General features: G+C 50.2%; 21 protein-coding genes and 1 tRNA gene. 5 read left to right on the plus strand and 17 right to left on the minus strand.

Annotated features, from left to right (window positions below; genetic code table 11):
- Positions 1-8: 8 nt before the first annotated feature.
- The 8 genes from FYJ60_RS02260 to FYJ60_RS02295 form a co-directional block, all read right to left on the minus strand.
- Positions 9-1,733: a PcfJ domain-containing protein gene (locus FYJ60_RS02260; RefSeq protein ID WP_154456950.1), complete on the minus strand. Its 1,725-nt coding sequence runs from the start codon at positions 1,731-1,733 to the stop codon at positions 9-11.
- Complete coding sequence (locus FYJ60_RS02265; protein WP_154456951.1) at positions 1,730-2,227, minus strand: hypothetical protein; 498 nt, start codon at positions 2,225-2,227, stop codon at positions 1,730-1,732. Before FYJ60_RS02265 ends, FYJ60_RS02260 begins: the two co-directional genes overlap by 4 nt.
- Positions 2,220-2,651 (minus strand): ribonuclease H family protein, encoded by a 432-nt coding sequence (locus FYJ60_RS02270; RefSeq protein WP_154456952.1) that lies wholly within the window; start codon positions 2,649-2,651, stop codon positions 2,220-2,222. The genes FYJ60_RS02265 and FYJ60_RS02270 overlap by 8 nt, the downstream gene beginning before the upstream one ends.
- A gap of 2 nt (positions 2,652-2,653) precedes the next feature.
- A complete protein-coding gene (locus FYJ60_RS02275) occupies positions 2,654-3,370 on the minus strand; it encodes a rolling circle replication-associated protein (RefSeq protein ID WP_154456953.1) in 717 nt (238 codons plus the stop codon).
- A gap of 146 nt (positions 3,371-3,516) precedes the next feature.
- Entirely contained in the window at positions 3,517-3,774 is a 258-nt protein-coding gene (locus FYJ60_RS02280; RefSeq protein ID WP_154456954.1) for a hypothetical protein, read from the minus strand.
- A complete protein-coding gene (locus FYJ60_RS02285) occupies positions 3,771-4,013 on the minus strand; it encodes a hypothetical protein (RefSeq protein WP_154456955.1) in 243 nt (80 codons plus the stop codon). The genes FYJ60_RS02280 and FYJ60_RS02285 overlap by 4 nt, the downstream gene beginning before the upstream one ends.
- On the minus strand, positions 4,003-4,212 hold the full coding sequence (locus FYJ60_RS02290) for a helix-turn-helix domain-containing protein (protein WP_154456956.1): 210 nt from the start codon (positions 4,210-4,212) through the stop codon (positions 4,003-4,005). Before FYJ60_RS02290 ends, FYJ60_RS02285 begins: the two co-directional genes overlap by 11 nt.
- Before the next feature lie 2 nt (positions 4,213-4,214).
- Positions 4,215-4,451 carry a hypothetical protein gene (locus FYJ60_RS02295; protein WP_154456957.1) on the minus strand — a complete coding sequence of 79 codons (237 nt, stop codon included), beginning with the start codon at positions 4,449-4,451 and terminating at the stop codon, positions 4,215-4,217.
- Positions 4,452-4,708: 257 nt separating this feature from the next.
- Here FYJ60_RS02295 and FYJ60_RS02300 point away from each other — a divergent pair, with 257 nt between their 5' ends.
- The gene (locus FYJ60_RS02300) at positions 4,709-5,134 is read left to right on the plus strand and encodes a hypothetical protein (RefSeq protein WP_154456958.1); all 426 of its coding nucleotides are present in this window, start codon (positions 4,709-4,711) and stop codon (positions 5,132-5,134) included.
- Between the two features lie 96 nt (positions 5,135-5,230).
- Positions 5,231-5,638 (plus strand): DUF2513 domain-containing protein, encoded by a 408-nt coding sequence (locus tag FYJ60_RS02305; RefSeq protein WP_154456959.1) that lies wholly within the window; start codon positions 5,231-5,233, stop codon positions 5,636-5,638.
- Between the two features lie 228 nt (positions 5,639-5,866).
- Here FYJ60_RS02305 and FYJ60_RS02310 read toward each other — a convergent pair whose 3' ends face one another.
- Positions 5,867-6,076: a helix-turn-helix transcriptional regulator gene (locus FYJ60_RS02310; protein ID WP_205838926.1), complete on the minus strand. Its 210-nt coding sequence runs from the start codon at positions 6,074-6,076 to the stop codon at positions 5,867-5,869.
- A gap of 118 nt (positions 6,077-6,194) precedes the next feature.
- Here FYJ60_RS02310 and FYJ60_RS02315 point away from each other — a divergent pair, with 118 nt between their 5' ends.
- The 3 genes from FYJ60_RS02315 to FYJ60_RS02325 all read left to right on the plus strand — a co-directional run bounded on the left by FYJ60_RS02315 (position 6,195) and on the right by FYJ60_RS02325 (position 9,262).
- A complete protein-coding gene (locus FYJ60_RS02315) occupies positions 6,195-6,884 on the plus strand; it encodes a LexA family protein (protein WP_154456961.1) in 690 nt (229 codons plus the stop codon).
- A gap of 176 nt (positions 6,885-7,060) precedes the next feature.
- Positions 7,061-7,771, plus strand: a complete 711-nt coding sequence (locus FYJ60_RS02320) for an NYN domain-containing protein (protein WP_154456962.1) — start codon at positions 7,061-7,063, stop codon at positions 7,769-7,771.
- 366 nt (positions 7,772-8,137) lie between these two features.
- On the plus strand, positions 8,138-9,262 hold the full coding sequence (locus FYJ60_RS02325) for a tyrosine-type recombinase/integrase (protein ID WP_154456963.1): 1,125 nt from the start codon (positions 8,138-8,140) through the stop codon (positions 9,260-9,262).
- 62 nt (positions 9,263-9,324) lie between these two features.
- On the opposite strand, the gene FYJ60_RS02330 is transcribed toward FYJ60_RS02325, so the two are convergent.
- The 8 genes from FYJ60_RS02330 to FYJ60_RS02365 form a co-directional block, all read right to left on the minus strand.
- Positions 9,325-9,397: transfer RNA gene (locus FYJ60_RS02330), tRNA-Ala, on the minus strand.
- An 86-nt stretch (positions 9,398-9,483) separates the two neighbouring features.
- A complete protein-coding gene (locus tag FYJ60_RS02335) occupies positions 9,484-10,095 on the minus strand; it encodes a TetR/AcrR family transcriptional regulator (RefSeq protein ID WP_154456964.1) in 612 nt (203 codons plus the stop codon).
- Between the two features lie 352 nt (positions 10,096-10,447).
- Positions 10,448-11,845 carry a UDP-N-acetylmuramoyl-tripeptide--D-alanyl-D-alanine ligase gene (locus FYJ60_RS02340; protein ID WP_154457078.1) on the minus strand — a complete coding sequence of 466 codons (1,398 nt, stop codon included), beginning with the start codon at positions 11,843-11,845 and terminating at the stop codon, positions 10,448-10,450.
- A 10-nt stretch (positions 11,846-11,855) separates the two neighbouring features.
- On the minus strand, positions 11,856-12,896 hold the full coding sequence (locus tag FYJ60_RS02345; protein ID WP_154456965.1) for a D-alanine--D-alanine ligase: 1,041 nt from the start codon (positions 12,894-12,896) through the stop codon (positions 11,856-11,858).
- A 268-nt stretch (positions 12,897-13,164) separates the two neighbouring features.
- Complete coding sequence (locus FYJ60_RS02350; RefSeq protein WP_154456966.1) at positions 13,165-14,613, minus strand: L,D-transpeptidase family protein; 1,449 nt, start codon at positions 14,611-14,613, stop codon at positions 13,165-13,167.
- A 74-nt stretch (positions 14,614-14,687) separates the two neighbouring features.
- Complete coding sequence (locus FYJ60_RS02355; RefSeq protein ID WP_154456967.1) at positions 14,688-15,617, minus strand: class I SAM-dependent methyltransferase; 930 nt, start codon at positions 15,615-15,617, stop codon at positions 14,688-14,690.
- Between the two features lie 38 nt (positions 15,618-15,655).
- Positions 15,656-15,967 (minus strand): hypothetical protein, encoded by a 312-nt coding sequence (locus FYJ60_RS02360; protein ID WP_154456968.1) that lies wholly within the window; start codon positions 15,965-15,967, stop codon positions 15,656-15,658.
- Between the two features lie 269 nt (positions 15,968-16,236).
- Positions 16,237-24,789, minus strand: a complete 8,553-nt coding sequence (locus FYJ60_RS02365; RefSeq protein ID WP_154456969.1) for a DUF7507 domain-containing protein — start codon at positions 24,787-24,789, stop codon at positions 16,237-16,239.

The raw sequence follows: 24,789 nt of genomic DNA on the forward strand, positions 1-24,789 counted from the left end.
TTTCCCCCTTATATGGCTATTCTCTGTGTTTCCCGCTGCATTTTTCTCTTCCGCACTTCTTTAATCCACGCCTGCAGCAATTTGTTTACGGTATCCCAGTCCGGCTTGCGATCGTAGGCTCCATACGCCTGTATAATCCGGTAGCCATCGGTTTCGATGGTATAATATGGAACCTTCGGTTCTTCCGCTTTCCGTAGGAATATGATGAAACTTTCCCGCCGGTTCATCTTTTCAATGTAGCCGGCTCGGCCGACGCAGTGGTGCTGTAGATTTCCTTCCACGCGGATGTCGGCGGCGCTTCTCGGCACCAGGAACAGGTAACCGTCCGTGCAAGCCTGGAAGACCTCGCAGTTTACTCTATAGTCTGTGCTAATATTGCTGTTCTTCCGGTTCAGTTCTGCATCCTCTTTTTGCTCTTTCTCCTCGACGTATTGCGCGTGGAAGTATTTCCACCTCTTGTTCCGGTAGACAATTTCATCGGTAACCGTCATCCCCCTGGCCCTTGCCATGTGAAGATAATCCTGGTATTCCCTCATGCTGTCCATGCTGCAGGAATTCGTTTTTTTCAACAGCGTCAATACATGATTGATGTTCAGTCCTTCGGACACATCTTTGATGATTTCCCGGCGGTCGCCACCCCGGAAGGCCTGTAGCATCTTCAGGCTTTCTCTGGTCATTTCTGGGTGTGCCTCCAGCATTTCCGCCTCGTAGATTCCTCCGTCTATCTCTGCTAATTTCTGCAGCTGGCTCTTGGTCAGTTTCCGTACGATCTTCCATTTCTGTTCCCTGGTGTATTTATTCATGCAAGTATCGCAGACCAGCTGCTGTAGGCCTCCCTTTGCCAATTTCTCCAGTTCCGGATTTTCTTCTGCCGCCACCGCCAATGTTCCGTAGTCCATTCGCTTGTGCATCGCCTTAAGGGTTTCTACCACATTGGTCGGCAATCCCAGTTCATTCAGGTTTTTACTGTATAAAATCATTTTTTGGGGACAGTTATTTACCTGCGTTCCACCTTTTCGATCCCACCAGCGCTGTTCTTTCCCGCCGGCGCCATCAATTACTCCGTAATACCAACGATCCCAACTACCTATTGGAACCCGACTGAATCCCCGGACTAGCTCCGTTGTCCGGTGCCAGTGTTTCTCCCTGGTTATGTCATACTCCACCCTGAACATACGTTCGACATAGCACCCTGTCCGGCATTTCTGGAATAGCTGGATATATTCTTTTCCGTGGACATGCCGCTGCCGCTTTCCCAGTTTCTGAGGAATTTGTTTTTCACACCATTTCAGGAATCCTTTTGGCAGTGCTGGTGCTTCCGCTGCCCATTTATTTATCCGCGCCTGCCTGTTATCCATCCTGTGCTCCCATTTTTTATAATCTATGGATTCTTCAAATTTCCTGATTCCATAGCCGACATTCGCATCTATTCCTGTGAAACTTTCAACATCCTCATGTGATTTTTCATCAAATCCGCTAACTTCCAGATATGTATTTGCGTCTATATTCCGGAAGGCCCTCCTTACCCACATCCCGATTTCCGTGTAATACGTCAAATATCCATTCTTCCAGGTGAAATGCACGCATCCATGAACATCCCTGTAATCAATCAGGAATATATTTTCCGGCAGGATAACCATCAGCGCCTTCCCCTCGGACGTTTTGATTACCCTGGCCATATTTTGTTTTGGGAGTTCCTTAGGGATGGCTGCCAGTAATTCTTTCTTTTTCATTCCTTGCCTCCCAGATAGTACTCCCGGATGATTTTCTTTGCCTCCCGCATACCCGGAACCCCGAATTCCACGCGGCTCGGCTTCGGGGTTAATTTCACTTTATCCATAATTTCTTTATCGACAGCCTGACGGGTCTTAAATGCCGCCTCCAGCAGGGAGGCCATACAGCCTTTCAGGCTTTTCCCTTCCTTCCGGACGGCCTTTGCCAACGCTTCATCTTCCAAGACTTCTGCCTCGATGTAGGAGATCCAGTCCTCCATCAGTCCTTTTGGCTTCAGATCGTCTGTTTCTACGCTGATCTTCCCTACCGCTGCCGTCACTGCGTCCACAAACTGTTCGGAATTCCCATTGGCGAAATCTTCAGCAAATTCTTCGTCAATTCCGTTTTCCTCTGCCAGTGCCTTCAGGGAATCCGTGTCTCCCTCGTTCAGAATGTTTTCGGCCAACTCATTTAGCTGCTCTGCGCTTCCGATTTCCCCAAAATGCTCAAACATTCTTTTCTCCTTTCATCTGCTCTTCCATCCATCTGCTAAATGAATGCCTTCCGGCTACTGTCTGGATTTCATGCTTTTTGGATATCAACCATATCTGCATCCACTCTTTCTGCAGCTGGATTGGTGCGCCTTTCTTGTTGCGGAAACCTGTTTTTTCCCACTCCTCCATCTGTTTTTTATTTATCATGTTCAGCACCCAGGCATCTTCCGCATAGATGGTTACCATGCACGGTCCGGTTATCCTCTTCAGCGCCCGGCTGATTGCTATGATGGTTGCACCATGACACGTTTCCGTTACCGTCTCCGGATCCCCTCCGCGGGTTTCTTCCCGTCGATGTATCTGGCATCCCAGGATGTAGCAGATTTTTCTTTCCGCTTTCCGCGGGGATTTACTGGATAACCCGATATAAATATTCACATTCACTTTTAGATCCTCCTGCATCTGAGCACCGTATAACTTCGGTATTCAAACCCCATCCGGTTAATCCCTTCATAGATGCTGTCCTCGTCAATGTAGAACCCCTTTGGGCACCACGGCTTTTTCGGCCAGGTTTTTCTCTTAAAGTCTTTTTTCACCGGCGGGGGAACTGGAAGATTCCGGGATGTTGAATAGCTGGCTTCTTTCAGCCGCGGATCTGATTTCTCGTCTTTTGTGATATATTCCGCCAGATCACGGAATTCTCCACGGTCATGCAGCAGCTCGTGCCACACCCTCCCATGATCCCAGCAGGCGGATAAGATCACATCCGTGTCCGGTATCCTGTTTATAATCAGGTGGATATGCCAGGCTCCCTTGCTGCCCAGTTCGATGTTCCGGATCCATTTCAGCTCACTGTCCCTCTTCCGATATTCCCTTCTTAGTTTCTTTATGAACTTCTGCCAGTCCTTTTTCGCGCCCTCCATGTCCCCCGGCCTTTCATCCTTCCGGTAGGACAGACACACGAAATAATCGTTGATGTCAAAATTCTGTCGGAGCTTATGCCGGCAGGTTCTTATCTTGTTTTTGTGATTGATCTTTTCCATTTGCTCCGGTGTCGGCTTTTCTCTCGGACCCCTGATTCCGGACGGTCCGTATCTGGGACTGTGATACTGCTCGATCTCCATCGCATTTTTGAATATGAATTTTTTCTGTCGGTACGGCATGTATCTAACTTTAATCTCCTAATCAAGCTCTAAAAGGGTCTTAAGCCCTTGATTCCATTGACTTTTTCGGGGAAATGTCATACAATAAAATTGCTTTTTGAAGTGATACACTTCCCCCTGGGGCACCGCACGGCAAGGCGGTGTCCCTATTTTATTTCCCAGCCTTCCGGCTCCCTCCCCCATCGCACTGATTCAGGGCGGATGCTTCCGCGGATCCCAAACGCATACGTCAGGTAATCATCCCCGCTGTAATAAACAGTGAAGGAATATTCTCCTACAACCGCCTGGCTGGTAGCCTGTCCCTCCGTATTGACTGTTGTTTTTATTTCGACCGATCTTCCTATCCTGGCGGACAGGTCTCGCAGTCGCCTTGTGATGTCTTTCAATTCCTCAATCTCCGTCATTTTTTTCCCTTCCATCTGCAACCGCACAGATGGTCAAGTAGCACAGCGACACCATCGCGACCAACAAAACACCCCTTGACCTTCCCATTGTTCCTGCTATTGGCATCAGGAACATCCATGTTGCCGCTGCCCGGCTGATCAGCCTTAGATGATTTTTCCATCCAATCCGCATATTCATTGCTCCCCTCCAAATTGATTAATTCTGTTAGGCCGTTGCCTCGGTAAATCTCAACAATCATCCCAACAACCCTCGAATTGTTCTGCTCCGAAGCAATCAGCAAGCTTTTTGCGGATTTTCTGATCGGGAACCTTTTCTCCTCCCTCGATCTTCCGGAGCGTTGCCGGGTCAATCCCAAGATATGCCGCCAAGGCCAGTTGGGATATATGCCTCTTGCACCTTTCGTAGGTGATCAATGCTCCTGTTTTTTCTGCATTCATGGCTAATCCCTCCCTCCAAATTCCGGCGCTACCCCGGCGGCAATCCTGTCTCCGTATATCATGATGTCATCGAAAACATCACTCCGGATTCTATGAATCCTTCCATTGTCCAGGAATGCTTCTTCCGGGTATCTCTTCCCGATCAGCTTCTTTATTTCCTTCTGGCGGTTATCCACAGTAGATACGCTGACGGCGTATCTCTTGGAAAGCTGCTTTCTGGTTTCGTATGTATACAACATACTTTTCACCTCCGCTCTTGTTGTCAGCATTCTTACTGCCATTTTTTAATTACTCACAGCAATAATTTCTTAATCATTACCGCAATAGATATTGCCAAGGAAATAATTGAAATTACTTTCGATACCTTATAATCATGCCGAAGCATATCCCAAGGATCCTGGTCATCGAACGCATACTTCCTTTTCATGTGATTGCCTCCTTTCTCGTTTTGATGATGTATAATTTGAGTAATGAGTCTATACAAAGGAGTGATGATATGATTCGCTGCGATCGTGCTGTCGCCAAGGCGGCGCTAAAATTGACAAACCGGAAGCTCGACACTGAGCTGTACCATTCCAACGAGACCTCTGAAATCCACGTCGTTCGCGACGCGAACGAGCTCGATCGGTCTGTCTTTCTCAAGTACCCGCCGGAAGATATTCGTGAATCTATCGAACGTCTTGCCGAGCAGGGAAAACTCAATATTGTCAGCATGGATCCCTACGACAGTTATTTCACCATTACTCTGGATCTCAAACACTGGTTTGAGGTATGGCTCGATGCATACACAAAGAAATTCTGGACCGGTGTCCTTACCGGCATCGCAAGTGACATCATTCTTTCACTGTGCATGGGCATCAAACCAGCACTAGCCGCAGCAGTAGATACCCTATTACGATTCCTAGCAGGAATCCTACAATGAATTTTGCATGTGAATCTTCTTCCACGTGTGGTTACCTCCTTTCGTTTTGATGGTGTATAATTTGAATAATTTCAATTTTTGAAAAGGACATTTCGTATGAAACTAAACTTGGATACGATACGCACACTCCTTCTTTATCTCGAAGAAAACCTGACTGTTTCTGAAGATGGATTCGATGAAATCGACTACACACAAATTTCCGAAGATACCAATATTGCTATTCCAGAAACAATAAATACACTTAAAGTTCTTGACGAAGCTGGATTTATTCAAACGATCGGTAATTATGGTGATAATTCTATTGATGAACTCAGCGTTTTCCGTATCACGTATGATGGGTATCAGTTCATTGATAGCATTCGCCCTATGCCTCGATGGAAAAAAATTTTGAAAGTTATCGCGATCGTTGGATCCTCTTCATTGAATGTGGTTTCTCCAATAGCCTCACAGTTACTTTCTTCCGAAATTTCCGAGGCTATTGGAAGACTTTCCAAAAACAACTGAAGCTAATTCATTGTGATTTATAGACGCTATATATCCGTCTATCTCTTCCTGCGTTGGCTTAGCATACTTGTGATGTTCAATGTATGCTGTAAAAACCATGATTGCCTGATGCATTGCCACTTTGTAAATAAATGCACGTATCTCAAAAATGACTGCTAATGCCGCGAATAATACTGCGCATATTATTGGAATCACTTCTTTCCCTCCTTTCTGTTTGAATATTAACTTTTAGTTTACTTTTGGACAAAAAAATAGCCATTCCACAGAAACGTTATAATGTCTTGCCAGCTTTACTTTCGTATCGTCGCTTGGAACCGATAACCCACTTTCATACTTAGATACTGCCATTGGAGTGACACCTATTGCATTTCCGAGGTCTGCCTGTGTCTCTTTGTGTTCGAGTCTTAGAGCTTTTATCCGCTCAGCTGTATTACTCATCCTTTGTGTTCGTCCTCCTTTCATAAACTATTGGTTTACGTTGATTATGATAAACCAGTAGTTTATAATTGTCAATAACAAATCCCAAAGTTTTCATTATTTAATCGAGGGTTTAAACATGGGTGAATATGCAGATATAAAAGATAGGATAAAACAGTTACGTTTATCAAAAGGTTGGTCTCAGCAAGTTTTAGCTGAAAAATTAGGAGTCACAAATGTTGCCGTATCTCAATGGGAACGCGGCGTAAAACAGCCCAAAATGGAAATGAGAGAAGCTTTGTGCGACCTTTTTAATGTAAACATGGAATATCTAAATGGAAATTGGAACAAAATTTCAAGGCTTTTATCAGAAGATGAAGCTAAATTCTTAGATGCAAAAAGAAATATCTCTGATGCCCTCCGCACTGATATCCCGATCGGCCACTACCGCATCCCTGTCCTGACTACTGTGGCAGCAGGAAAGCCGATCTTTGCTGAAGAGGATGTCCTGCAGTGGATTGACTATGACAAGGAGCCCGGAGATCACGTCCGCGCCTGCCGGATCGAGGGCAACAGCATGATTCCGCGGATCCAAAACGGAGACACCGTGATATTTGATAGTGAATTGGGGTGGGAAGATGGGGATGTGGTGATCGCCACCGTAAACGGGGATCACGCCACCTGCAAGAGGATTAAGAGATATGCCGATGGAATCGCCCTCCTGTCAGACAATGCCAATATTGCACCTATGTATTTTTCTAAAAAGGAAGTCGAGGAGCTGCCGGTGAAGGTTATTGGAAGGGTTACGGAGGTGAGGGGAAAGCTGTAACAACCCAACACCATAACACATCATGGCGCATATACACGTATTTAAGCGTTATACCATATTGACAAATTTGACCTTGGGTGCTATCTTAAAATCATAAACAAGCCCTAGGTGCTAGGCATCCCACTGATACGGGAATCGCCGATACCTAGGGCTTTACTCGTTTTTGGGGGGATATTATGAAAACAGCTATTTTAGTCGATGGAGGCTTTTACAGAAAGCGGGCCTCTTACTTGTGGGGGAAAAAGGATCCAGACAAGAGAGCAAGTGAGCTCATCGCATATTGCAACGCTCACCTAAAGCATGAGCAACGATTTGAGCCGCTAAGAACTCTCTATCGTATTTTTTACTATGACTGTCCTCCATTAGATAAGACCATTTATCATCCTTTGCTACAACGCGGAATTGACTTTCGTCATTCCGAAACTTTTGGTTGGACGAACAGTTTCTTTGATGAATTAAAAAAGCAACGCAAAGTGGCGTTGCGGCTCGGTGAGCTCTCGGAAGAAAATGCAAGTTACAGACTAAACAGTGAAAAGCTTAAACGCCTATTGTCCGGGGAAATAGGCATTGCAGATCTTACCGAAAAGGATTTCCAAGTGAACTTTCAGCAAAAAGGCGTTGATATGAAAATCGGTTTAGATATTGCGTCGCTGTCTTACAAGCGTCAAGTTGATCAGATTATTTTGATTGCGGGAGACAGCGACTTTGTACCCGCTTCCAAATTGGCGCGTCGAGAAGGGATTGATTTTATTCTTGATCCAATGCAGGCGAATATCAAAGATAGCTTATTTGAACATATTGACGGCCTGCATTCTCCCTGGGGAAAGAGTAGTAAAAACTCTGATCGAACAACCCCGGGCAAGCCCAGGGAAAATAGCGTTTCATAATGGCTACCAAGGGGAAAGCTGTAAAGGAAAATGTCAAATTTTAACAATTGACAAGGCCTATTTTTGTGATACAATGAGTTCAATTAGCGAATGGCTGCTGAGCGGCCGCTAGAGGTCTTGATACGTAAAGTTTCAAGGCCTCTTTGCTTTATAGGGAGACGTTATGGGCGACGCAATTAATTATTCAACTGTCGAACCCTAATTGTAAAAATATTAGAGAAAACTAAAAAGTCCCAGACTGCTGGAACAGCCTAGGACAGAAGTCTCCGGAACAAGTCCGGCTACCCGCATAGTCAGTATACAGTCCCGGAGGCGCTGTTGCAAGCAACGGCGCTATTTTTGCGCCCATTTTTCAGGAGGTATGCTATGTGGAGCCAAAAGCTAAAATCAGGAAATGTCTGCTATTACGAACGATATAAAGACCCTTTGACCGGGAAAGCCAAAACCGCAACCATCACCATAAAGCCATCCGGAAGAAAGAAAACAGATGAAAGAATTGCTGAAGACGCACTCAGAGAGAAAATTAAGAAGAACATCTCTAATATTATGCCGGATTCTGAAACGCTCACTCTGGACGAGCTGATGGAAAAGTATATTATACGGCAGAGACAGGAATATAAAGCGCAGACAGCTGCAAGCTCTAAAATGCACTTGAGTACCGTTAAAAAGCTTTTAGGGGGAGATACACTGGTATGCAGATTAAATGCGCCACTTGTGCGTGAAAAACTCTGGGATGATGACCCTGTGACGTATAACGGAAGATTAAAAATATTCAAATCTATGATGAACTGGGCGTATAAGGCGGATTTGGTGCCTGATATTTCATATATTAGCAAATTGACCAGGAGAAAAACCGCACCAGTGCGCTACAAAGATGCGGAAAAGTATCTGGAGCACGAAGAGATCACAAAACTACTGTCAGGGATGAAGATTGAAAGGTGGAGAAATCTTACGGAATTTCTTTTACTTTCCGGCATGCGTATAGGTGAGGCGATAGGGCTGGATGATTCTGATGTTGACATTCCTAACCGTGTAATACATGTAACAAAAACCTATGCGGTTGTTATCCGCAAGATTACCAACAGCGCAAAAACAGACACATCGGTCCGGGACATTTATATGCAGGATGAGCTTTTGTCCCTATGCAAGAAAATCAAAAAATTTGAAAAGCAAAGACAGATTCAGTTTGTTTATCGTACAAAATTATTTATTTCTGATGATAATGGCGATTATATAAATTATAGTGTGTTTTCAAAATATTTCAGGGAGAATACAGAGAATCTTTTAGGGAGGAGGCTCACGCCACACAGCCTCCGGCATACTCACACTGCACTGCTGGCAGAGGCGGAAATACCGCTGGAAGAAATCAGTAGAAGGTTGGGACATGTTGACAGCAAGATCACAAAAGACGTGTACATGCATGTGACAGAAAAAATGAAGCAGCGTTCAGACGAACGGATTAAAAATGTAAAAATGCTAGATATTTGCTAGATGCTAGCATAGAAGAAGCCCTGAACCCCTTATAAATAAAGGAAAGTTCCGGGCTTATCCGATGGAGCATAAGGGGTTTGAACCCTTGACCTCCTCCATGCCATGGAGGCGCGCTCCCAGCTGCGCCAATGCCCCGTCTGTGAAAAAGAATACCAGATTACGGTTCACAGCACAAGCTTTTTTTATCTGGCATTTCTTTTCTTCTTTTAACTATTTTTCATTCATTGATCCGCGACAATAAAACTGGAGATCCCGTTTGCGATCATCTCCCATATTTTATCCCTGCTCTTTTCTGTGTCCGGAAGTTCCCCGCGAATAATTCTGACGGCAAAAAGCATGGAGACATGAATAAAATAAAGCCAGAAATAAGGTATATCCTCTTCACTTACACGGGTGAACTGCAGGTTTGCCGCCCCAAGTCTTTCTGCCAGCATCCGGGTAAAATCCGTGATTTGGAATTTTCCCTCCCTGGTCAGCTTCATCATACTGGCGGAATTTGCATATTCATGGAAAAACAGTGTTTCGGAGACATGCTCCAGCAGGACGGAAAAGAATACATTCCAGCGCGTCCTTACTTCCTGTTTGTATTCTGTCACGGTTTCCGCCTGAATTTCCATGAATCCGTGCAGAGCCCCGGTGAACTCGTCCGTAATCTGATACAGACAGGAAATCAGCAGCTCTTCCTTGGATTTAAAAAAGCGGTACATCAGACCATCTGATACACCCGCTCTTCTTGCCACATGTCTCGTTGTAACCGCACTGATACCATCTTCAGCGACCAGCTCTATGGCTGCCCTCATGATATCCGCTCTGTGATTGTTGTTTTTTCCCATACTTCCCCCGCCCTACTGCCTCTCTGATTAGTCTCTCTTCGGGTTCTGAATCCGCCTGGCTGTGTTCGATTGCTGAAAGCATCACGAATAATTGATTCCTGTGTATTAACATCAGGGCATCAGGAAAACCTAATCTATAACTCCGTCATGTATTGCGTTCAGTCATGCGCATATTCAGGCGCATGTCTGAATCCCCTAAACTCTCTAAAGCTAAACAGGGAAACTTATGCGCAGATTTAAGTATATGCTTCTGTTAAAATTCCGTCAATCAAATCGCGCCATTTCACCGAAATTTCACTAAAAAGTTTCGCTGAGTTTTTATTTCTCTTTTGGAAAGCAAAATGTTGGCTCTTTACCTGTAGTTTTTCAGCGCCTCCACAATTCTGCCGAAATTCATAAAGTGAGAGGCTTTTACCAGGACTGTGTCATTTTTCTGAAGAAGGGGCTGTTCCGCAGTCTGGTCTTGCAGGACATCCAGGAGTTCCTCCACCCGGTCATAGGAGCGGACGGACAGCTCCGGATTTTCCTCTGCGGCTGCCTCCGCAAGCTTTCGGGAAAGGGTGCCGACGGTGCAGAGCAGATCCAGGCGGAGTTTCCCCGCGTATGAGCCGACCTCCCGGTGAAGGGCTTCTGTGTTCTCTCCCAGTTCTCCCATGTCGCCCAGGATGGCAACTCTCCTGCCGGGGAGGGTTCCCAGAATCCCCAGCGATGCTTTCATGGAACCTGGGTTTGCGTTGTAGCAGTCATCCACGATGGTCAGGTAATCGGTGCGGATTACCTGGAACCGCCCGCTGAGGGACGGAGCCGCGGCAATGCCGTCGCGCACCTGCTCCAGAGTCAGCCCGTAGGTTATTCCTGCCGCAGCGGCGGCGAGTGCGTTATAAACCATATGAATTCCCGGCGCCGGAACGGTCACGGGAATTTCTCCTGCCGGCGTGACAAGTACAAAGGAGCTGCCGGAAAAGCCGAGAGACCGGATCTCCCTGGCGCGGAACGTGCACTCCTGATTCTTAATCCCGTAGAAAACCGGGCGGATGCCGTGTACATCCTGAACTGTAATCAGCTTGTCGTCGTCACCGTTTAAGATGATATGGCCTCCGGGGCGGATAAAGTCAAAGACTTCCGATTTGGCCTTCAGGATTCCGTCGCGGCTTCCCAGGAATTCCAGATGGCTGTACCCGATATTGGTAAAGACAACCGTCTCCGGGCAGGTGATCTCCGCAAGGCGGTGCATCTCTCCGAAGTGGTTGATTCCCATCTCCAGGACGGCAAGCTGATCCTCCGGTGTCAGACGGAAGATGGTCAGCGGCACACCCAGCTCGTTATTGAAGTTTCCTTCTGTTTTCAGGACACGATACCCGCGGGAAAGCACGGAGGCCGTAAGCTCCTTGGTGCTGGTTTTTCCGACGCTTCCCACAATCCCCACGACGGGAATGGCCAGCTGGCGCAGGTAAAACGCCGCAATTTTCTTGATAGCATCCAGCGTGGACGACACAAGAACCGCCTCCGCTCCGGGAAAATCCAGGCATTCCCGGTTTTCCACCAAGGCAATTCCGCCCGCCTGGCAGACCTGCCGCACAAAATGATGGCCGTCCGCGCGCTCTCCTTTGATCGCGGCAAACAGGCAGTCCTTCTGCGCCTTCCTGCTGTCGGTGACAACCGCGGACACCTCCAGATTCTGTTTTTCTTCCAGACCGTAACAAATGCCGCCTGTTACAGCGGCAATATTTTTTATCGTCAGATTTTTCATTTTCACAGCCCTATCTCTGTTCGTATTTTCTCAGGGAAACGTCAATCATCAGCTGGCAAAGGTGCGCGTAGTCGATTCCGACGGCAAGCGCCTCCTGCGGCACCAGGCTGGTGGGTGTCATGCCCGGCAGCGTGTTGGCCTCCAGGCAATAAACGCGTCCGTCTGCGCGCATCCGGAAATCCATGCGGCTGTATACCGTCACGCCCAGCGCCTCCGCGGCGCGTACCGCTTCCTTCTGCAGCTCCTGTGTCTTTTCCGGGGAGATGGGCGCGGGACAGATTTCCTCCGTCGCTCCCGCCGCGTATTTGTTTTTATAATCGTAGAAGCCCTGCTTCGGCGCGATCTGCACGACCGGATAGGCTTTTCCGTCAATCACCGCCACCGTGTACTCCGAGCCTTCGATATATTCTTCCACTACCGCTCCGGGTTCCAGTGCAAAGGATTTTTCCAGTCCCTCTTTCAGTTCCCCGTCATTGTGGCAGATGGTGACTCCAACACTGGATCCGCCACAGCACGGCTTTACGATCAGCGGGAATTCCAGCCCGTACTCCGCCGCCGTGCGGATCTCCTGTCCCCGATACACGGTGCAGCCGTGGGGCGCGGGGATGTGCTCCGCCTCGAACACCTGCTTGGTTCTTGCCTTGTCCATGGATATGGCGCTGCTGATATAGTCCGGACCGCTGTATTTTATCCCCAGCAGGTCAAAGGCTGCCTGCACTCTGCCGTCCTCTCCGTTGGAGCCGTGCAGAGCCATGAACACAAAATCCGCCGCCTGACAGATTTCCAGCACCTTCGGCCCGAAAAATACCCGGCGTTCCTTCTTCAACTCCGGAATCCGGCTGTTCCAGCTGCTGATCTGCTCCGCGGCCTGATCGACATCGTACTCGCCTTCAAAAACAGCTGCGGGATCTGCCCCCTCCAGCCCGGTAAAGACATCCAGCAGAACCGCTTTGTGCCCCAGCCCGCGAAGGGCTTTGCACACGCCGGTTCCTGAAATAATGGAAATTTCTCTTTCCGTGCTTGTTCCCGCACAGAGTACAACGATCTTCATGTCTTTTTCTCCTGCCTCTTTTTTTTATGAAAGATTTTTTCTATTTTTTATCGGGCACCTGTTGTTATGCGTACACTGCAAATCGGCGGCTGTACTGCCAGAGGACGCCCCATCTTACGCGCCACTGTCTGGCTTCTGCTCCGCCTATACAATACAATAACGTTGCAGCGTCATCCGTTCCGCCCGGAAATAGCGCTGACTTCATCCGTCTGCCTCTGCTAAACAGCAAAAGCTGAAGGAGAGCCGCGCTGTCCCTGTTTGGCATCTGTCAGCCCGGTAATATCTCGTTGACCGGCTGCGTGCCGACCGGCTGATCCTCACTGTAGTAAACAATGACCGGATAGCCGACATCCATCACGTCAAAGATTTCTCCGGCGGCCTCGGTCGGTGTATTGACACAGCCGTCAGAGCCGTTGGTTTTCCAGAGTTCCTTGTTCTGGAACATGGCCTCTGTCCGCCAGGACGCATCGTGGATTCCACAGGAATCCACAAACGGAAGCCAGTATTTGACTTTCACACCTCCATTGTCGGTAAAGACGGCGTCCGCCTTCTTTCCGTCGATCGCCCAGACGCAGCCGGAAGGCGTGTCCAGCCCTGCCGCGTGGTTTCCGGTGATTACCGGGGTATCCACAACCAAAACCCCGTCCTTATAGCACCACATCTCCTGCTTCTCGATGCAGACCTCCACATAGGTATCACCGATGTCGTTGGTGGAGCGATCCTTGGCCGTGTAGGTGTAGATCGGCTTGACCGTGTCCTGCGTGCCGTTCTGAATGTACTTCAGAAGGGTCTGGACCGTAGCCTCCTGATTGATGCACCATCCGTAGTCGCCGCCCTTTTCCAGCGTGATGGTCTTGCCGGAGGTGGTGGTAAACTGATGCGCCAGGCCGTAGGTATCGGTATCGTAAGCCATATCCGCAACCCAGTCGCGGACCTTCTGCGTATCCAGGGAATAACTGCCGTTTCCGTCTCTGGTCAGGAAATTCCGGACTACTTCCGCGTCCACCGTGTAGGTGCGGTCGGAGAAATCGTAGACGATATTCGTCTCCAGCATCTTGTTCAGCGCCTGCGCGTCTCCCTGCAGGGTGGCGCTGTCCGAATTCAGGCTGGGCGTCTCGTACAGATTCAGCTGGTCAAAGTTGATGGTTGTCTGACAGTTCTCAATCGCGCTGATGATCGCCATTTTGGTTGCTTCCCGGTCCAGGGTGTCCCCCTGCGTACTCTCGGAAACCTCGAAGCTTGTCCCGTTATCCACAACGGCGGAATCCGTGGGCGCCTCCGCGTTTCCCGCGTCCATGCACTTCATATCGTCCAGTACGGAATCAATGGAATTTTTGTCGTAGGTAAAGCCCATGGGAACTTTGTAGTTTTTCCCGATCCCCATATACAGCAGCCAGAGTCCTGTTTTCTGCCCGTCCATGATCTTCTGCAGGGAGCCGTCGTCTACGTACTGCATATAGATCTCGTCCCCGGTGATCGTCTCGGTGCTTCCGTCCCGCTCCTCGCAGGTAAGGGTATAATTGCGCAGCTCATTCTGAAGGAGATACTTTGCGTCGTCCACCGTAAGCTCCCCGACACTGACACCGTTGATTTTTGTCCCTCCGAAGAAATGCGTCTTGAAATGCCACATGCCGAACATATATACGCCGGCCAGCAGCAGCACCAGCAGGACAAGGAGCATGACCATGCCCACCAGATTTTTGGATAATTTTTTCATAAAATCAGATGTTTCCCCTTAAAAATCACGTCTTGTTGTAACAACGCACATTATAATCGAAGCCCTGTGTCCCGTCAAGAAGAACAAGCCCCACCCTTCCGGAACCATCTGCCCGCGGAACCGCACGGAAGCACCAGCCCGGTAGATGTGACGGGAAGGCCGACTTCCGATGCCTGTACCTCATAAGTTCCCTTCAGCTGTTTCTCCCTGTCACGCAAGGCAAGATGAAGCATGTAGGTAAGGACGGAGGGAGCCAACCCCGTTGTATAGGAATTGACCAGGAAGAACACAGCTCTGTCGCTCAGAAGTTTCGCACAGAGCCGGATAAACGGATAGATCTGCTCTTCCATTTTCCAGATCTCCCCCTTGGGTCCTCTGCCGTAGGAGGGCGGATCCATAATGACCGCGTCGTAGGTGTTCCCCCGGCGGATTTCCCTCTCCACAAACCGTGTGCAGTCATCCACCAGCCACCGGATGGGCGCGTCCGCCAGGCCGGAGGAAACGGCATTCTCTCTTGCCCAGGTAACCATGCCTTTGGAAGCGTCCACATGTGTGACATGGGCGCCCGCGGCGGCGGCGGAAACCGTGGCTCCGCCTGTGTAGGCAAAAAGGTTCAGCACCTTTACCGGGCGCTGATCCAGAATGCCTTCCCGCCTCCTGCTTTCCCTTTCCTTCCGAATCTGTTCCGCGCACCAGTCCCAGTTGACCGCCTGCTCCGGGAATAGGCCGGTATGCTTGAAGCTGAACGGTTTCAGGTGGAAGGTCAGGTTCCTGTAGTGAATGCTCCACTGCCGGGGAAGATCGAAGAATTCCCATTCGCCGCCTCCCTTGCTGCTCCTGTGGTAATGGGCGCTGGGATGCCTCCATCTCTTATCCTTATTTTCGGCGGTCCAGATCACCTGCGGATCCGGACGGATCAGGAGATAGCTGCCCCACCGTTCCAGCTTTTCCCCCTCCGATGTATCCAGAACCTCATAATCCTTCCACTGATCCGCAAGCCACATAACCGGAATCCTTTCTATACGTATCTGCCCATCCTTCTTTATTTACACAGCTCGTCAAACAGCCGGCAGAAGGGATCGTTGTCCAGATCTCTTACCTTCCGCCTGCGGTCTTCCCTGGCCGCTTCCGCCGCCTGCCCCGCGTCCTGTTCCGGCGCCACGCACCCTGACGCGCATCCGCACTGACCGGAATCTTTTTTGCTGCCGGTTTCCGTCTCCGGGCTTTCCTCCTTGCGGAAATCTCCGGTGATGTCCTCTTCTTTCTCCTTTTTCATCTTTCTGAAAGTCTCTGCCACTCCAACTGCCGCAAGAAGAGCCATGCCGGCAAGAACAAATTTTCCAAATTTCTTCATGACACTTACCTCCGTATCTCTTTTATAAAACCGCCTTGTCCCGCAGGCATACCAGGTGTCCGCCTGCGCCGGCGTATGTTTATTCTAGCACATCTTTCCTAAAATGGAAGGAGAAACAAAAACACGGCTGCCGTCCGGAACCCTGTGCTGAGGGTTTTCTCGGATGGCAGCCGCCGGCTTCAGCCTTTGTCTGCCCCGCGGCAGCTGCCGCGGGTGTGCCGGTCCGCCCGGCGATTCATGGTTTACCTGTTATCCTTTTTTGCGGATTTTTATTTTCTGCGTTCCTTCTTTTTCTTCCTGGCCAGGACAAGGATTCCTCCTGCCGCCACAAACAGCATTGCCAGATAAGCGCCTGTCTGCGTGGGATCTCCGGTCTGAACCGTATTGGAGACCGTCACCGACGCTGCTGCCTTCGGCAGTACCGGATCGGACGTCTTTCCGGGAACTACGATAAGCTCCGAGCTGCCCGGCGTCTTTCCTTTTGCTGTCGCCTCGTTGACGACCTTGCCGGCATTCTGGTCTTTTTCGGTTACCGTGTATTTCGTCTCAAATGTCTGCTTCTCTCCCGGCGCCAGCTTTTCCACCTTCCAGGTCTCTCCTGTCAGCGGGTCTTTCACTTCCACGTCTGTCAGCGTCAGATTTCCGTCATTTACTGCCTCGATCCGGTAGCGGATGGTCTCTCCCGCCGCGTAGCCGGAGCGGTTCTTCGGGCTGCTTGTGGTCGTCTTTGTCAACGTCAGATGTGAATTTTCAGGAACTGTCTTGTCCTCCTTCTCTCCCGGCGTGACATCCGGCTTGTCTCCATTCGGATCTTTGCCGTCCGCCAGAGCTACGTTCTTCACGCTTCCGGCCAGGATGTCTTTCTCCGTTACCACATATTCCGTCCGGAAGGTCTTGTCCTCTCCCGGCTTCAGTGTTCCGGCATCCCAGCTGTCCCCGGTCATTTCATCGGTTACAACGATGTCTGAAACCGGCGTATTGCCGTTGTTCACCACGCGGATGATGTAGTGAATCGTCTCGCCCAGTTCCACTGCTTTGTCCTTATCCGATGTCTTTTCCACATACAGGCTCGATTTTGCCTTCTGCACCGGAACCTGCACCGAAGCCGGCTGCGGTCTTACATAGTTATCATTGGCATCCTTCGCGTTGCCGACTGCCTGGTTGCGTACATAGCCATTTTCTACATCTTTATCTGTCACCTTCCAGGAGGTCTCAAACGTCAGCTTCTCGCCGGGCGCCAGTGATTGTATATTGTTCCACTCGTCTCCGGTCATAACATCTGCGATATTCAGGCTGTACAGCTTTGCGGTTCCGTCGTTAGTCACCGTGATCCGGTAATTGACGGTCTCGCCATTGACATAGGCAGTTCCGTTAGCCGGAGCATTGGTCACTTCCTTTGCCAAGGTAAGGTGCGCAAACTGATCCTCTTCGTCCGTTCCCTCCCAGGTCTTTTCGGCCTCCTTAAAGGCCGCCTTTACCGTGTTGGTGTAGCTTCCCTTTGCCAGATCCTCTTCATTGACCACATGGTACGCACTCGTTGTCACACTCTCTCCGGGCTGCACGTCAGTAAAGGTGTCCGGTCCGGTAAATACCACGCCATCCTGCTCGGTCAGCGTAATGGTCTGCGCGGTGTCGTAAATATTGGTCACTTTAATTTCAAAGACAATCTGTTCGCCCAGCTGGTACGCTTTTTCTTCGTGATTTTTGGTCACCACAACGCCCGGCTCCACTTTATCTGTTACCGTCAGCGTGCCGTACACAACTGTGATGTTATAATTGCCTTTCTGTACGCTATCCTGTACGGCCGCCCGGCTGCTCTTTTTGGAAGCCGCCGTCACTTCCGACGCCGGAATGACATTGCCCTCTTTATCCTTTATGAGATAGGTAAAGGTGTTGAGGCTGGAGCCCACATAGGTCTGCGACCCGGTGAACGTGTACTCTATGGTATGCGTATCCGCCAGTCCGTGTGTTCCGGTGACCGTAACCTCTTTCTTTTCCAGCGGGGTGCCGTCGTAGGGTTTCTTAGCATCGGCGCTGGTCAGCGTAATTTCTCTTGGTGTGATGGTCAGCGTTCCGGCCGTCTTTGTAACATTTTTGAACCAGTCAGTGACGTTCTTCCCGTCTTTATCCAGAATAATGGCTTTGACAACCGGGTTGTTTCCTTCCGCGGTCTGCGCGACATTGGTAATGCTTCCTCCTGCTTCCGCCTGGGCTGTAAACCCATCAGGAAGTCCTTTCACCTCCACGCCTGGTTCCGTAAGCGGTGTTCCGTCGTACGTCTTTGCTGCGTCTTTCGCCGTAAAGACAATCTCTGCCTTGGTATTCTTTGTGACGGTAAGTGTTCCCTCCTTCATTATAATCACGTAGTTATCCCGAATGAAATCCTCCGAGGTGTCATAGGCGATCGTATTCGGAATCGGGTCGGTTGTCACACCGGTGACGCTTCCGGTCGCCCGGATGTTGGTAATCTGCGCCTTGTCATTCGTTTTGATGATGCTTCCTTCCACCTTCACCTTCGGAAGCTCCAACGGCGTTCCGTCGTACTCCTTCGTTCCGGAATCCGATGTCAGCGTAAGTTTCACCGGGCTGATCTGCAGCTCACCGTCCACCAGAATCATATCATCTATGTCGAACTGCCCTGTTACGTCCTTCGAGAGAAGACCGTCCTTCTCCTTCACGGTTACGTTCGTGATTTTATTTGCCACCGGTTTTTTCGTTACATTCGTCACGGAGCCTTCCACAACAGCTTCCACCGTAAATTTTCCATAAGTCTCTTTGTAGTTATCCGGAATGGTCACTGTGTATCCGCTGTCCGTATGTGCCTTCCCGTCATAAGGCCAGGTATGGTTGTTCGCCGTAACACGGAACGCGATCTCCGCCTTGCTGATGGAAAGGGTTCCCTCCTCCTTTGTAATCACGTAATTGTCTTCATCAAAGTTTCCAAGAAGCTTCGGGCTGTAAGTAATGCTGTTTGTTACCGACCCGACCTCTGTTATCGAACCGGTCGCCTTTATGCTTCCCTCTGCGATTTCTCCGTCCACAAAGCCGTCTCCGGTGATTGTTACCTTCGGCAGTTCCAGCGCGGTGCCGTCATAGGGCTTTGAACCGGATTCCGACTTCAGGGTAACCGGACGTTTCGTAATGGTCAGGGTTCCGTCCTTCTTTGTAATGTTCGCAAACTGATTGGTGACATCCTTCTCGTCTTTGGTAATTTTAACTGCTGCCACCTTATTGTTTCCGGTTGTTGTATCTGACACTTTTTTAGCAGAGCCTTCCACCGTAACCGTCGCTGTGAACCCTTTCGGCAGCCCGGTGACTGTCGCCGCGCTATTAGTCAGCACTTTTCCGTCATAGACCTTGGTTGCGCTTCCTGCCGTTACCGTGATGACCGCCTGATTCTGCGTGATTTTCAGCTTGCCCTCATGCTTTACGATCGTATAGTTCCTGGAATCGAAGTTCTTTCCTGCAGTCCACTCAATAGTGTTTATAACCTCTCCGTCATCTGTCGTAAGGGCAGAACCGGTCGCCTTCAGGTTCGATACTTCTCCCTTTACAAAGCCGCTGCCGCTGACCGTCACATCCGGCGCGGTAAGGGCGGTTCCGTCATAGGGCTTCTCCGCACTCTCGGATGTCAGCGTTACCTGGCGCGCATAGACGCTCAGCGTTCCGTTTACTGTTTTGATCTTAGACGTATCAAAATTACCGGTTACATCCTTGCCGGTGCTATCCGTAATTTTAATGCTGCTCGTATCAATCACATTGGCTACCGTTCCGTCTGCGACATCCTTCACCGAGCCGGACACCGTTGCGAAAACCGTATACTTCGCCGCGTCATCTGCGGAAGGCCATGTAGTCGTCACGTTATTTCCTGTGGAATGCACTGTTCCGTCGTACTCCCAGGTTCCGGAAGGAGCCGTAAGAACCAGCTCTGTGTCGGCGGCGTAGACGGTCAGCGTCCCGATAACCTCCTCAATCTCATAGTTTTCAGCCCTAAATTTACCCGTTACCGTGTTGTAGGAAATCGGGTTATTGGAAGTACCTTTTTCTGTCTGGCTTCCAGTTGCCTTCAGATCTATTACTTCTCCTGATACAAACTTGTCGCCGCCCTCTGTGACCGTGCTGTTGGTAAGAGGAACTCCATCGTATTTCTTGCTGTCCGTCGCGGAGGTAAGCTTTACCTGGCGCGGAAGGATTTTCAGCGTGCCGTTGATCCGTGTGATATTGGCAAAATACTCGGTTACATCCTTGCCTTCAGCATTCAGGATTTTCCCGCCAGTCACTACATTGTTTCCGGATTTGGTGTCGGTTACATTGGTAGCCGAACCGGTGACCGTTACGTCGCTGACGCTAAAGCCATCCGGCAGACCGTCTACCTCATATTTGTTGTTTGTCAATGCTGTCCCGTCATAGGTTTTTTCCGCGCTTTCCGCTGTAACCGTAATTTTCTTCGAGCTCTTGCTTACCGTCAGCTTTCCTTCATCCAGCTTAATGTCGTAGTTAGCCGCCTTGAATTTTTCCGTTCCCGTATAGGAAATGGTGTTTGTAACAGAGCCGACATCCGTGATAGTTCCGATCGCCTTGATGTCCGTTACCTCTCCGTCCACAAATGCGGGGTCACTGGTCGTCACCGCCGGAGCCGTGAGCGCTGTGCCGTCGTACTCTTTTTCCTTCGACTCCGAGTGCAGCGTCACCTCTCTGCATTTGACCGTCAGGGTTCCTTTTACTGTTGTTACATTTGTGAAATTTCTGGTAACGTCTTTTCCGGACGGATCTTTAATCGTGTAGGAATCAACGATATTATACGCAGTTCCGGCATCCGTAATGGTTCCGCTGACAACTGCAGTCACCTCGAATTTCTCGAATCCCTGCGGTTTGGTTACGGTATAGCCGTTTTCGGTAAGAGCCGTCCCGTCATAGGTCTTTTCCGCGCCTTTCGCCGTGATGGTAAAGGCAGCTGTGGATTGCGTCACTGTCAACGTGCCGTAATCTTCTGTAATCTCATAGTTGCTGTCTTTGTAATTTGTTCCCTTTACAATTTCTATCGGTTTATTATCTGATGTTCCTACCGCTGTCTGCGAACCTGTCGCCGTAATGGATGTTACTTCTCCATTGACAAAGCCAAGGCTTCCGATTGTCACATTCGGCGCCGTGAGAGCGGTTCCGTCATACTGTTTTTTCGCGCTTGCGGACGTCAGGGTGACGGTTCTTGGCAGAATTGCCAGGCTGCCGTCTGTCACCTGCACAGTTACGCTGTATCTCTCCAGATCGCTTCCGGTTATGGAGAAATCTCCCTCCACAAGTCCGATCGAATATGTACCTGCGTCTGTACCGGATGCTGCCTTGTCTTTCGCTTTTGTCTCATCCAGCTGCAGATTTCCCGGAAGAGTGGTGGCCGCCACCCCGTCCACGGTGATGGCAGTGGTATACCCTTTGACCGAATGTTCCTTTCCGTCATAGGGAACGCTTGCTGTCTTTCCTGTCACCGTCAGGACAACCGCCTGCTTTTTCTCCCACTGTGCGTAGAGTGTATTGGTTCCTTTCGCGTCCACCAGGATTTTCGTGCCCGCTGCCACGGAGGTTCCGCTGCCGCTCTCCTCGGTATTCCACCCGGTGAAATAATATCCTTCCGGCACCGGAAATCCCGCGTCCGTAAGCGTAAGTGCCTGGAAAGAGGCGTTATTCTGCAGTGTCTCCGACTCGTTTACAGACTGCAGCTTATCCGCATCCTCCAGACCGGAGCCCGCCGGATAGTTGGTTTTGTAGGTAAGGCTGGTGGTCTCGGCCGGATCGCCGTAAACCGCGTAAAGTGTTACCTTGTCGGTTACCTGAAGCTTATCGCCCGGATAGTAGGAAATTCCGTTGCCTTCTTTATCTGTATTCCAGTACAGGAAAGCCTTTCCTTCCGGCGCCGTGACACCATCCCCGGACTGGATGTCCGCGTAAGCGCCGCTCGCGTAATTCTTGCTGTCTGCGACCGTTCCGCTTCCGCCGTTCACATCGTATGTCACCGTATATTTGGTTTTGCTCACGTAATACGGGTACAGCGTAATATCACTGTAAATCCGCGTCGCGAAATGGAAGGCGGTGTACTGTGTGCCGTCCTTTGTCGCCCAGCCGATCCAGTCCACATCTTTGGGAAGGGTCACCGTATTCTTGTCATTTCCCTGGAACACGGTTTTGTCGTCTGCATCCACTACGGTAGGCATATCTGCCTCGCTGATGGTCGCGCCGTAACCGATGGTAAGGCCGGTAGATGTTCCGCTTCCATCGATGGTCAGATGCACTGTCCCGTTGTAGGTCGGCTCCGCCCACTTCGCGTAGAGCGTGATACCGCCCGCCGGCATGGTCTGATTAAAATCAAATTTCTGTGTAAGCTCCGGATCCTTGTACCAGCCCTCGAAAGTAAACTCATCCGAAAGATCCGACGGTCTCTCCGGCACATAGGATTCGTAGGACTTCAGGGAAGCCTCATAAAGCACTGATTCCGTTTTCGCCGTTCTGTTATAATTATAGAAAGAAAGAGGATACGAGTTTCTTCTATAAAGGATATACAGGTTCGAGTTATACTCTGTGCTTTCTCCGGCAGATGCAGGCTCCCATCTGTCCATACCGTACGTGTAATAGCTGTCTATAGTAAAGCCATTATATTTATTGCTGAAGTAAAAAGTTCCAGTCCTTGTATTGGTAGAGTTCGTTGGAGTGTTGCTGTAAGTTCCGTCCAAGTTCTGCTTATAATGGTTGATGGTATACAAGCCACTGCTGTCGTATCTGTACAAGCTGATGCTGGTTGCATCCCCATAAGGTTCAAGATTATCAAAGATAAAAGCATCCAGAAATGTCAGCCGATTACTTTCGCTTCTATTGTACCAATCGTATTCCGACGGCCAGGTATATCCGTTCTGAGCCAGTGTCTGTCCGTAGAGACCGGTAAACGTATCATCCTTCGTCCATGTCCCTCCTATCCAGTTCCTGCTGTACTTATAAAAATCAATCGTCAGCGTATTCCTGTCGTAGTAGACATTCAGGATAGTGGTGCCGTCTCCGTTGATGGTGACAGCTACCGATTTGGACGAATTATAATGAAATCCTGTATAGCCTTTGTTCTGGTCACTTCTCATTGGAGAAACCGTCTGCCCGCTGGTTCCAGTTCTGGTATCGGAACCCGCGTAATCGTAGGTCTTCTGGCTGTCGTCAGCATTCTTATTCTTATCGTCGTTGACCGACTGCTTCCAGTAAATAACCGTGTACTTCGTATCTGCCTTTGCTTCCCATACCGCGTAGACCGTTGTGTTCTCGGTGAGGTTTCCGCCGAATGTGTAATCCGCCGTGGCAGGATTCTGGGAGGCGGACCAGCCCACAAAAGTGTAGCCGCTTCTGGTCGGATCTGCCGGTTTCGCTGTTACGGCATTCGCGGAGACAAACTGCGGAGCCACATAGGAGGCGCCTTCCCCGGAGGAGAAGAACAGGTAATGTCCAGACTCCACCTTCGGATAAAGTTTGACGTCAGAATTATCCAGCGTGACCTCTGTAACTGCCTCACCTGCAAGAGCGCTGTCCGTATACCATCCGGTGACGGACTTCTCCGAGCCAAGCGGAAGGGTGACGTCAGAGGTGGAAATCTTATCTCCTTCCTTTCCTTCCTTTGTCTGCCATACCCGCCCGTAGGTATCCGTAAAGAATACATACAGCTTCTGGCTGAACACAGGGTACAGATTGATCGTCTGCGGAATGGATACGTCCACCGTCCTGGTTGTAAAGGCGGTTACATCCACCATACCGGATGCTGCGCTTTCCACAGAATACGCCCAGCCCTGGAAGAGATAGCCGTCCTTCTCCGGCGTCTCCGGAGATACGATCGTCTCTCCGTTTTTCACGCTCTGTGTGGAGAGAAGCGTCGTGTTGTCCGCTCCGTAGAAGTTCCATGTCTCTACCGCCGGAGTCTGCTGTGCGGTTCCGGCACCGGTGATGACATAGATGGAGAACGCGTCCGCCGTGAACACTGCGCCGTCCGCGGAGGCTTCCTGTGTGACGGTCTCCACCGCTCCGGTGTCCTCCTGATGTACGACGGAGAAGCTGTCGCCGGAGAGGGCGCTGCCCGCTTCCACGCTCATGCTGACCTGCACGCTCTGTCCGTCCTTCGGCTCGATCTCCTGGCCGGAGGCATCCCGGAAAGTGATGTCCACGCCGATGGCGTCCACCACTTCCGTGCCGCTGTCCGCCGCCTCGCCGGCAATACTCATGGCCGTCTCACTGGAAACTCCGGTGACGGACATGGTTGTGCCTTCCGGGAATACGCCCTCCGGGGCATAGACGTTGACCGTCACGTTATTGGCTGTTCCGGTAAAGCTCTGCTCCGGATAGGACACTGCTTCTTCCTGTCCTTCCTCCACAGGTGTTTCCTCTGCGGCATTTGCCGCCGGTTCTTCTGCCGTGGCAGCTTCCGTGCCGTCGGCCGCGGAAGAGGTGTCTTCCCCGGATGCCGCTGCATCGGTGGAACTGCCTGCCGCAGCAGCCTGCTGCTGTGTTTCTTCAGCCGCTGCCGGACTTACGGACTGCTGTCCGTCCTGCGGCGCCGCCGTTTCCTCTGTAACCGCCGCTGTTTCTTCTGTCTCCGACGCGGCTTCTTGTGTACCCGCAGAGGAAACCTCCGCAGCCGGGGAGACAGAAGCTTCTGCTGTCTGTTCCTGCGATGCCTCTTCTGTAACAGGCGCGCTGTCCACAGACTCCGCGCCTGTATGCAGCGGTGAAATTACGCCTGTCGTCGCAATGACGCAAAGTGCAAGCAGGATACTGAGAAACCTTGTTCCTTTTCTTTTCTTCAT

Source organism: Bilifractor porci, from assembly GCF_009696005.1.
In the GTDB taxonomy this organism is placed as follows: Bacteria; Bacillota; Clostridia; order Lachnospirales; family Lachnospiraceae; genus Bilifractor; species Bilifractor porci.

What these genes read in the sequence shown, in the direction of transcription:
- FYJ60_RS02260 (WP_154456950.1), bottom strand. Translation starts at nt 1,733, where the DNA reads ATGAAAAAGAAAGAATTACTGGCAGCCATCCCTAAGGAACTCCCAAAA.
- FYJ60_RS02265 (WP_154456951.1), bottom strand. Translation starts at nt 2,227, where the DNA reads ATGTTTGAGCATTTTGGGGAAATCGGAAGCGCAGAGCAGCTAAATGAG.
- FYJ60_RS02275 (WP_154456953.1), bottom strand. Translation starts at nt 3,370, where the DNA reads ATGCCGTACCGACAGAAAAAATTCATATTCAAAAATGCGATGGAGATC.
- FYJ60_RS02280 (WP_154456954.1), bottom strand. Translation starts at nt 3,774, where the DNA reads ATGACGGAGATTGAGGAATTGAAAGACATCACAAGGCGACTGCGAGAC.
- FYJ60_RS02285 (WP_154456955.1), bottom strand. Translation starts at nt 4,013, where the DNA reads ATGATTGTTGAGATTTACCGAGGCAACGGCCTAACAGAATTAATCAAT.
- FYJ60_RS02290 (WP_154456956.1), bottom strand. Translation starts at nt 4,212, where the DNA reads ATGAATGCAGAAAAAACAGGAGCATTGATCACCTACGAAAGGTGCAAG.
- FYJ60_RS02295 (WP_154456957.1), bottom strand. Translation starts at nt 4,451, where the DNA reads ATGTTGTATACATACGAAACCAGAAAGCAGCTTTCCAAGAGATACGCC.
- FYJ60_RS02300 (WP_154456958.1), top strand. Translation starts at nt 4,709, where the DNA reads ATGATTCGCTGCGATCGTGCTGTCGCCAAGGCGGCGCTAAAATTGACA.
- FYJ60_RS02305 (WP_154456959.1), top strand. Translation starts at nt 5,231, where the DNA reads ATGAAACTAAACTTGGATACGATACGCACACTCCTTCTTTATCTCGAA.
- FYJ60_RS02310 (WP_205838926.1), bottom strand. Translation starts at nt 6,076, where the DNA reads ATGAGTAATACAGCTGAGCGGATAAAAGCTCTAAGACTCGAACACAAA.
- FYJ60_RS02315 (WP_154456961.1), top strand. Translation starts at nt 6,195, where the DNA reads ATGGGTGAATATGCAGATATAAAAGATAGGATAAAACAGTTACGTTTA.
- FYJ60_RS02320 (WP_154456962.1), top strand. Translation starts at nt 7,061, where the DNA reads ATGAAAACAGCTATTTTAGTCGATGGAGGCTTTTACAGAAAGCGGGCC.
- FYJ60_RS02325 (WP_154456963.1), top strand. Translation starts at nt 8,138, where the DNA reads ATGTGGAGCCAAAAGCTAAAATCAGGAAATGTCTGCTATTACGAACGA.
- FYJ60_RS02335 (WP_154456964.1), bottom strand. Translation starts at nt 10,095, where the DNA reads ATGGGAAAAAACAACAATCACAGAGCGGATATCATGAGGGCAGCCATA.
- FYJ60_RS02340 (WP_154457078.1), bottom strand. Translation starts at nt 11,845, where the DNA reads ATGAAAAATCTGACGATAAAAAATATTGCCGCTGTAACAGGCGGCATT.
- FYJ60_RS02345 (WP_154456965.1), bottom strand. Translation starts at nt 12,896, where the DNA reads ATGAAGATCGTTGTACTCTGTGCGGGAACAAGCACGGAAAGAGAAATT.
- FYJ60_RS02350 (WP_154456966.1), bottom strand. Translation starts at nt 14,613, where the DNA reads ATGAAAAAATTATCCAAAAATCTGGTGGGCATGGTCATGCTCCTTGTC.
- FYJ60_RS02355 (WP_154456967.1), bottom strand. Translation starts at nt 15,617, where the DNA reads ATGTGGCTTGCGGATCAGTGGAAGGATTATGAGGTTCTGGATACATCG.
- FYJ60_RS02360 (WP_154456968.1), bottom strand. Translation starts at nt 15,967, where the DNA reads ATGAAGAAATTTGGAAAATTTGTTCTTGCCGGCATGGCTCTTCTTGCG.
- FYJ60_RS02365 (WP_154456969.1), bottom strand. Translation starts at nt 24,789, where the DNA reads ATGAAGAAAAGAAAAGGAACAAGGTTTCTCAGTATCCTGCTTGCACTT.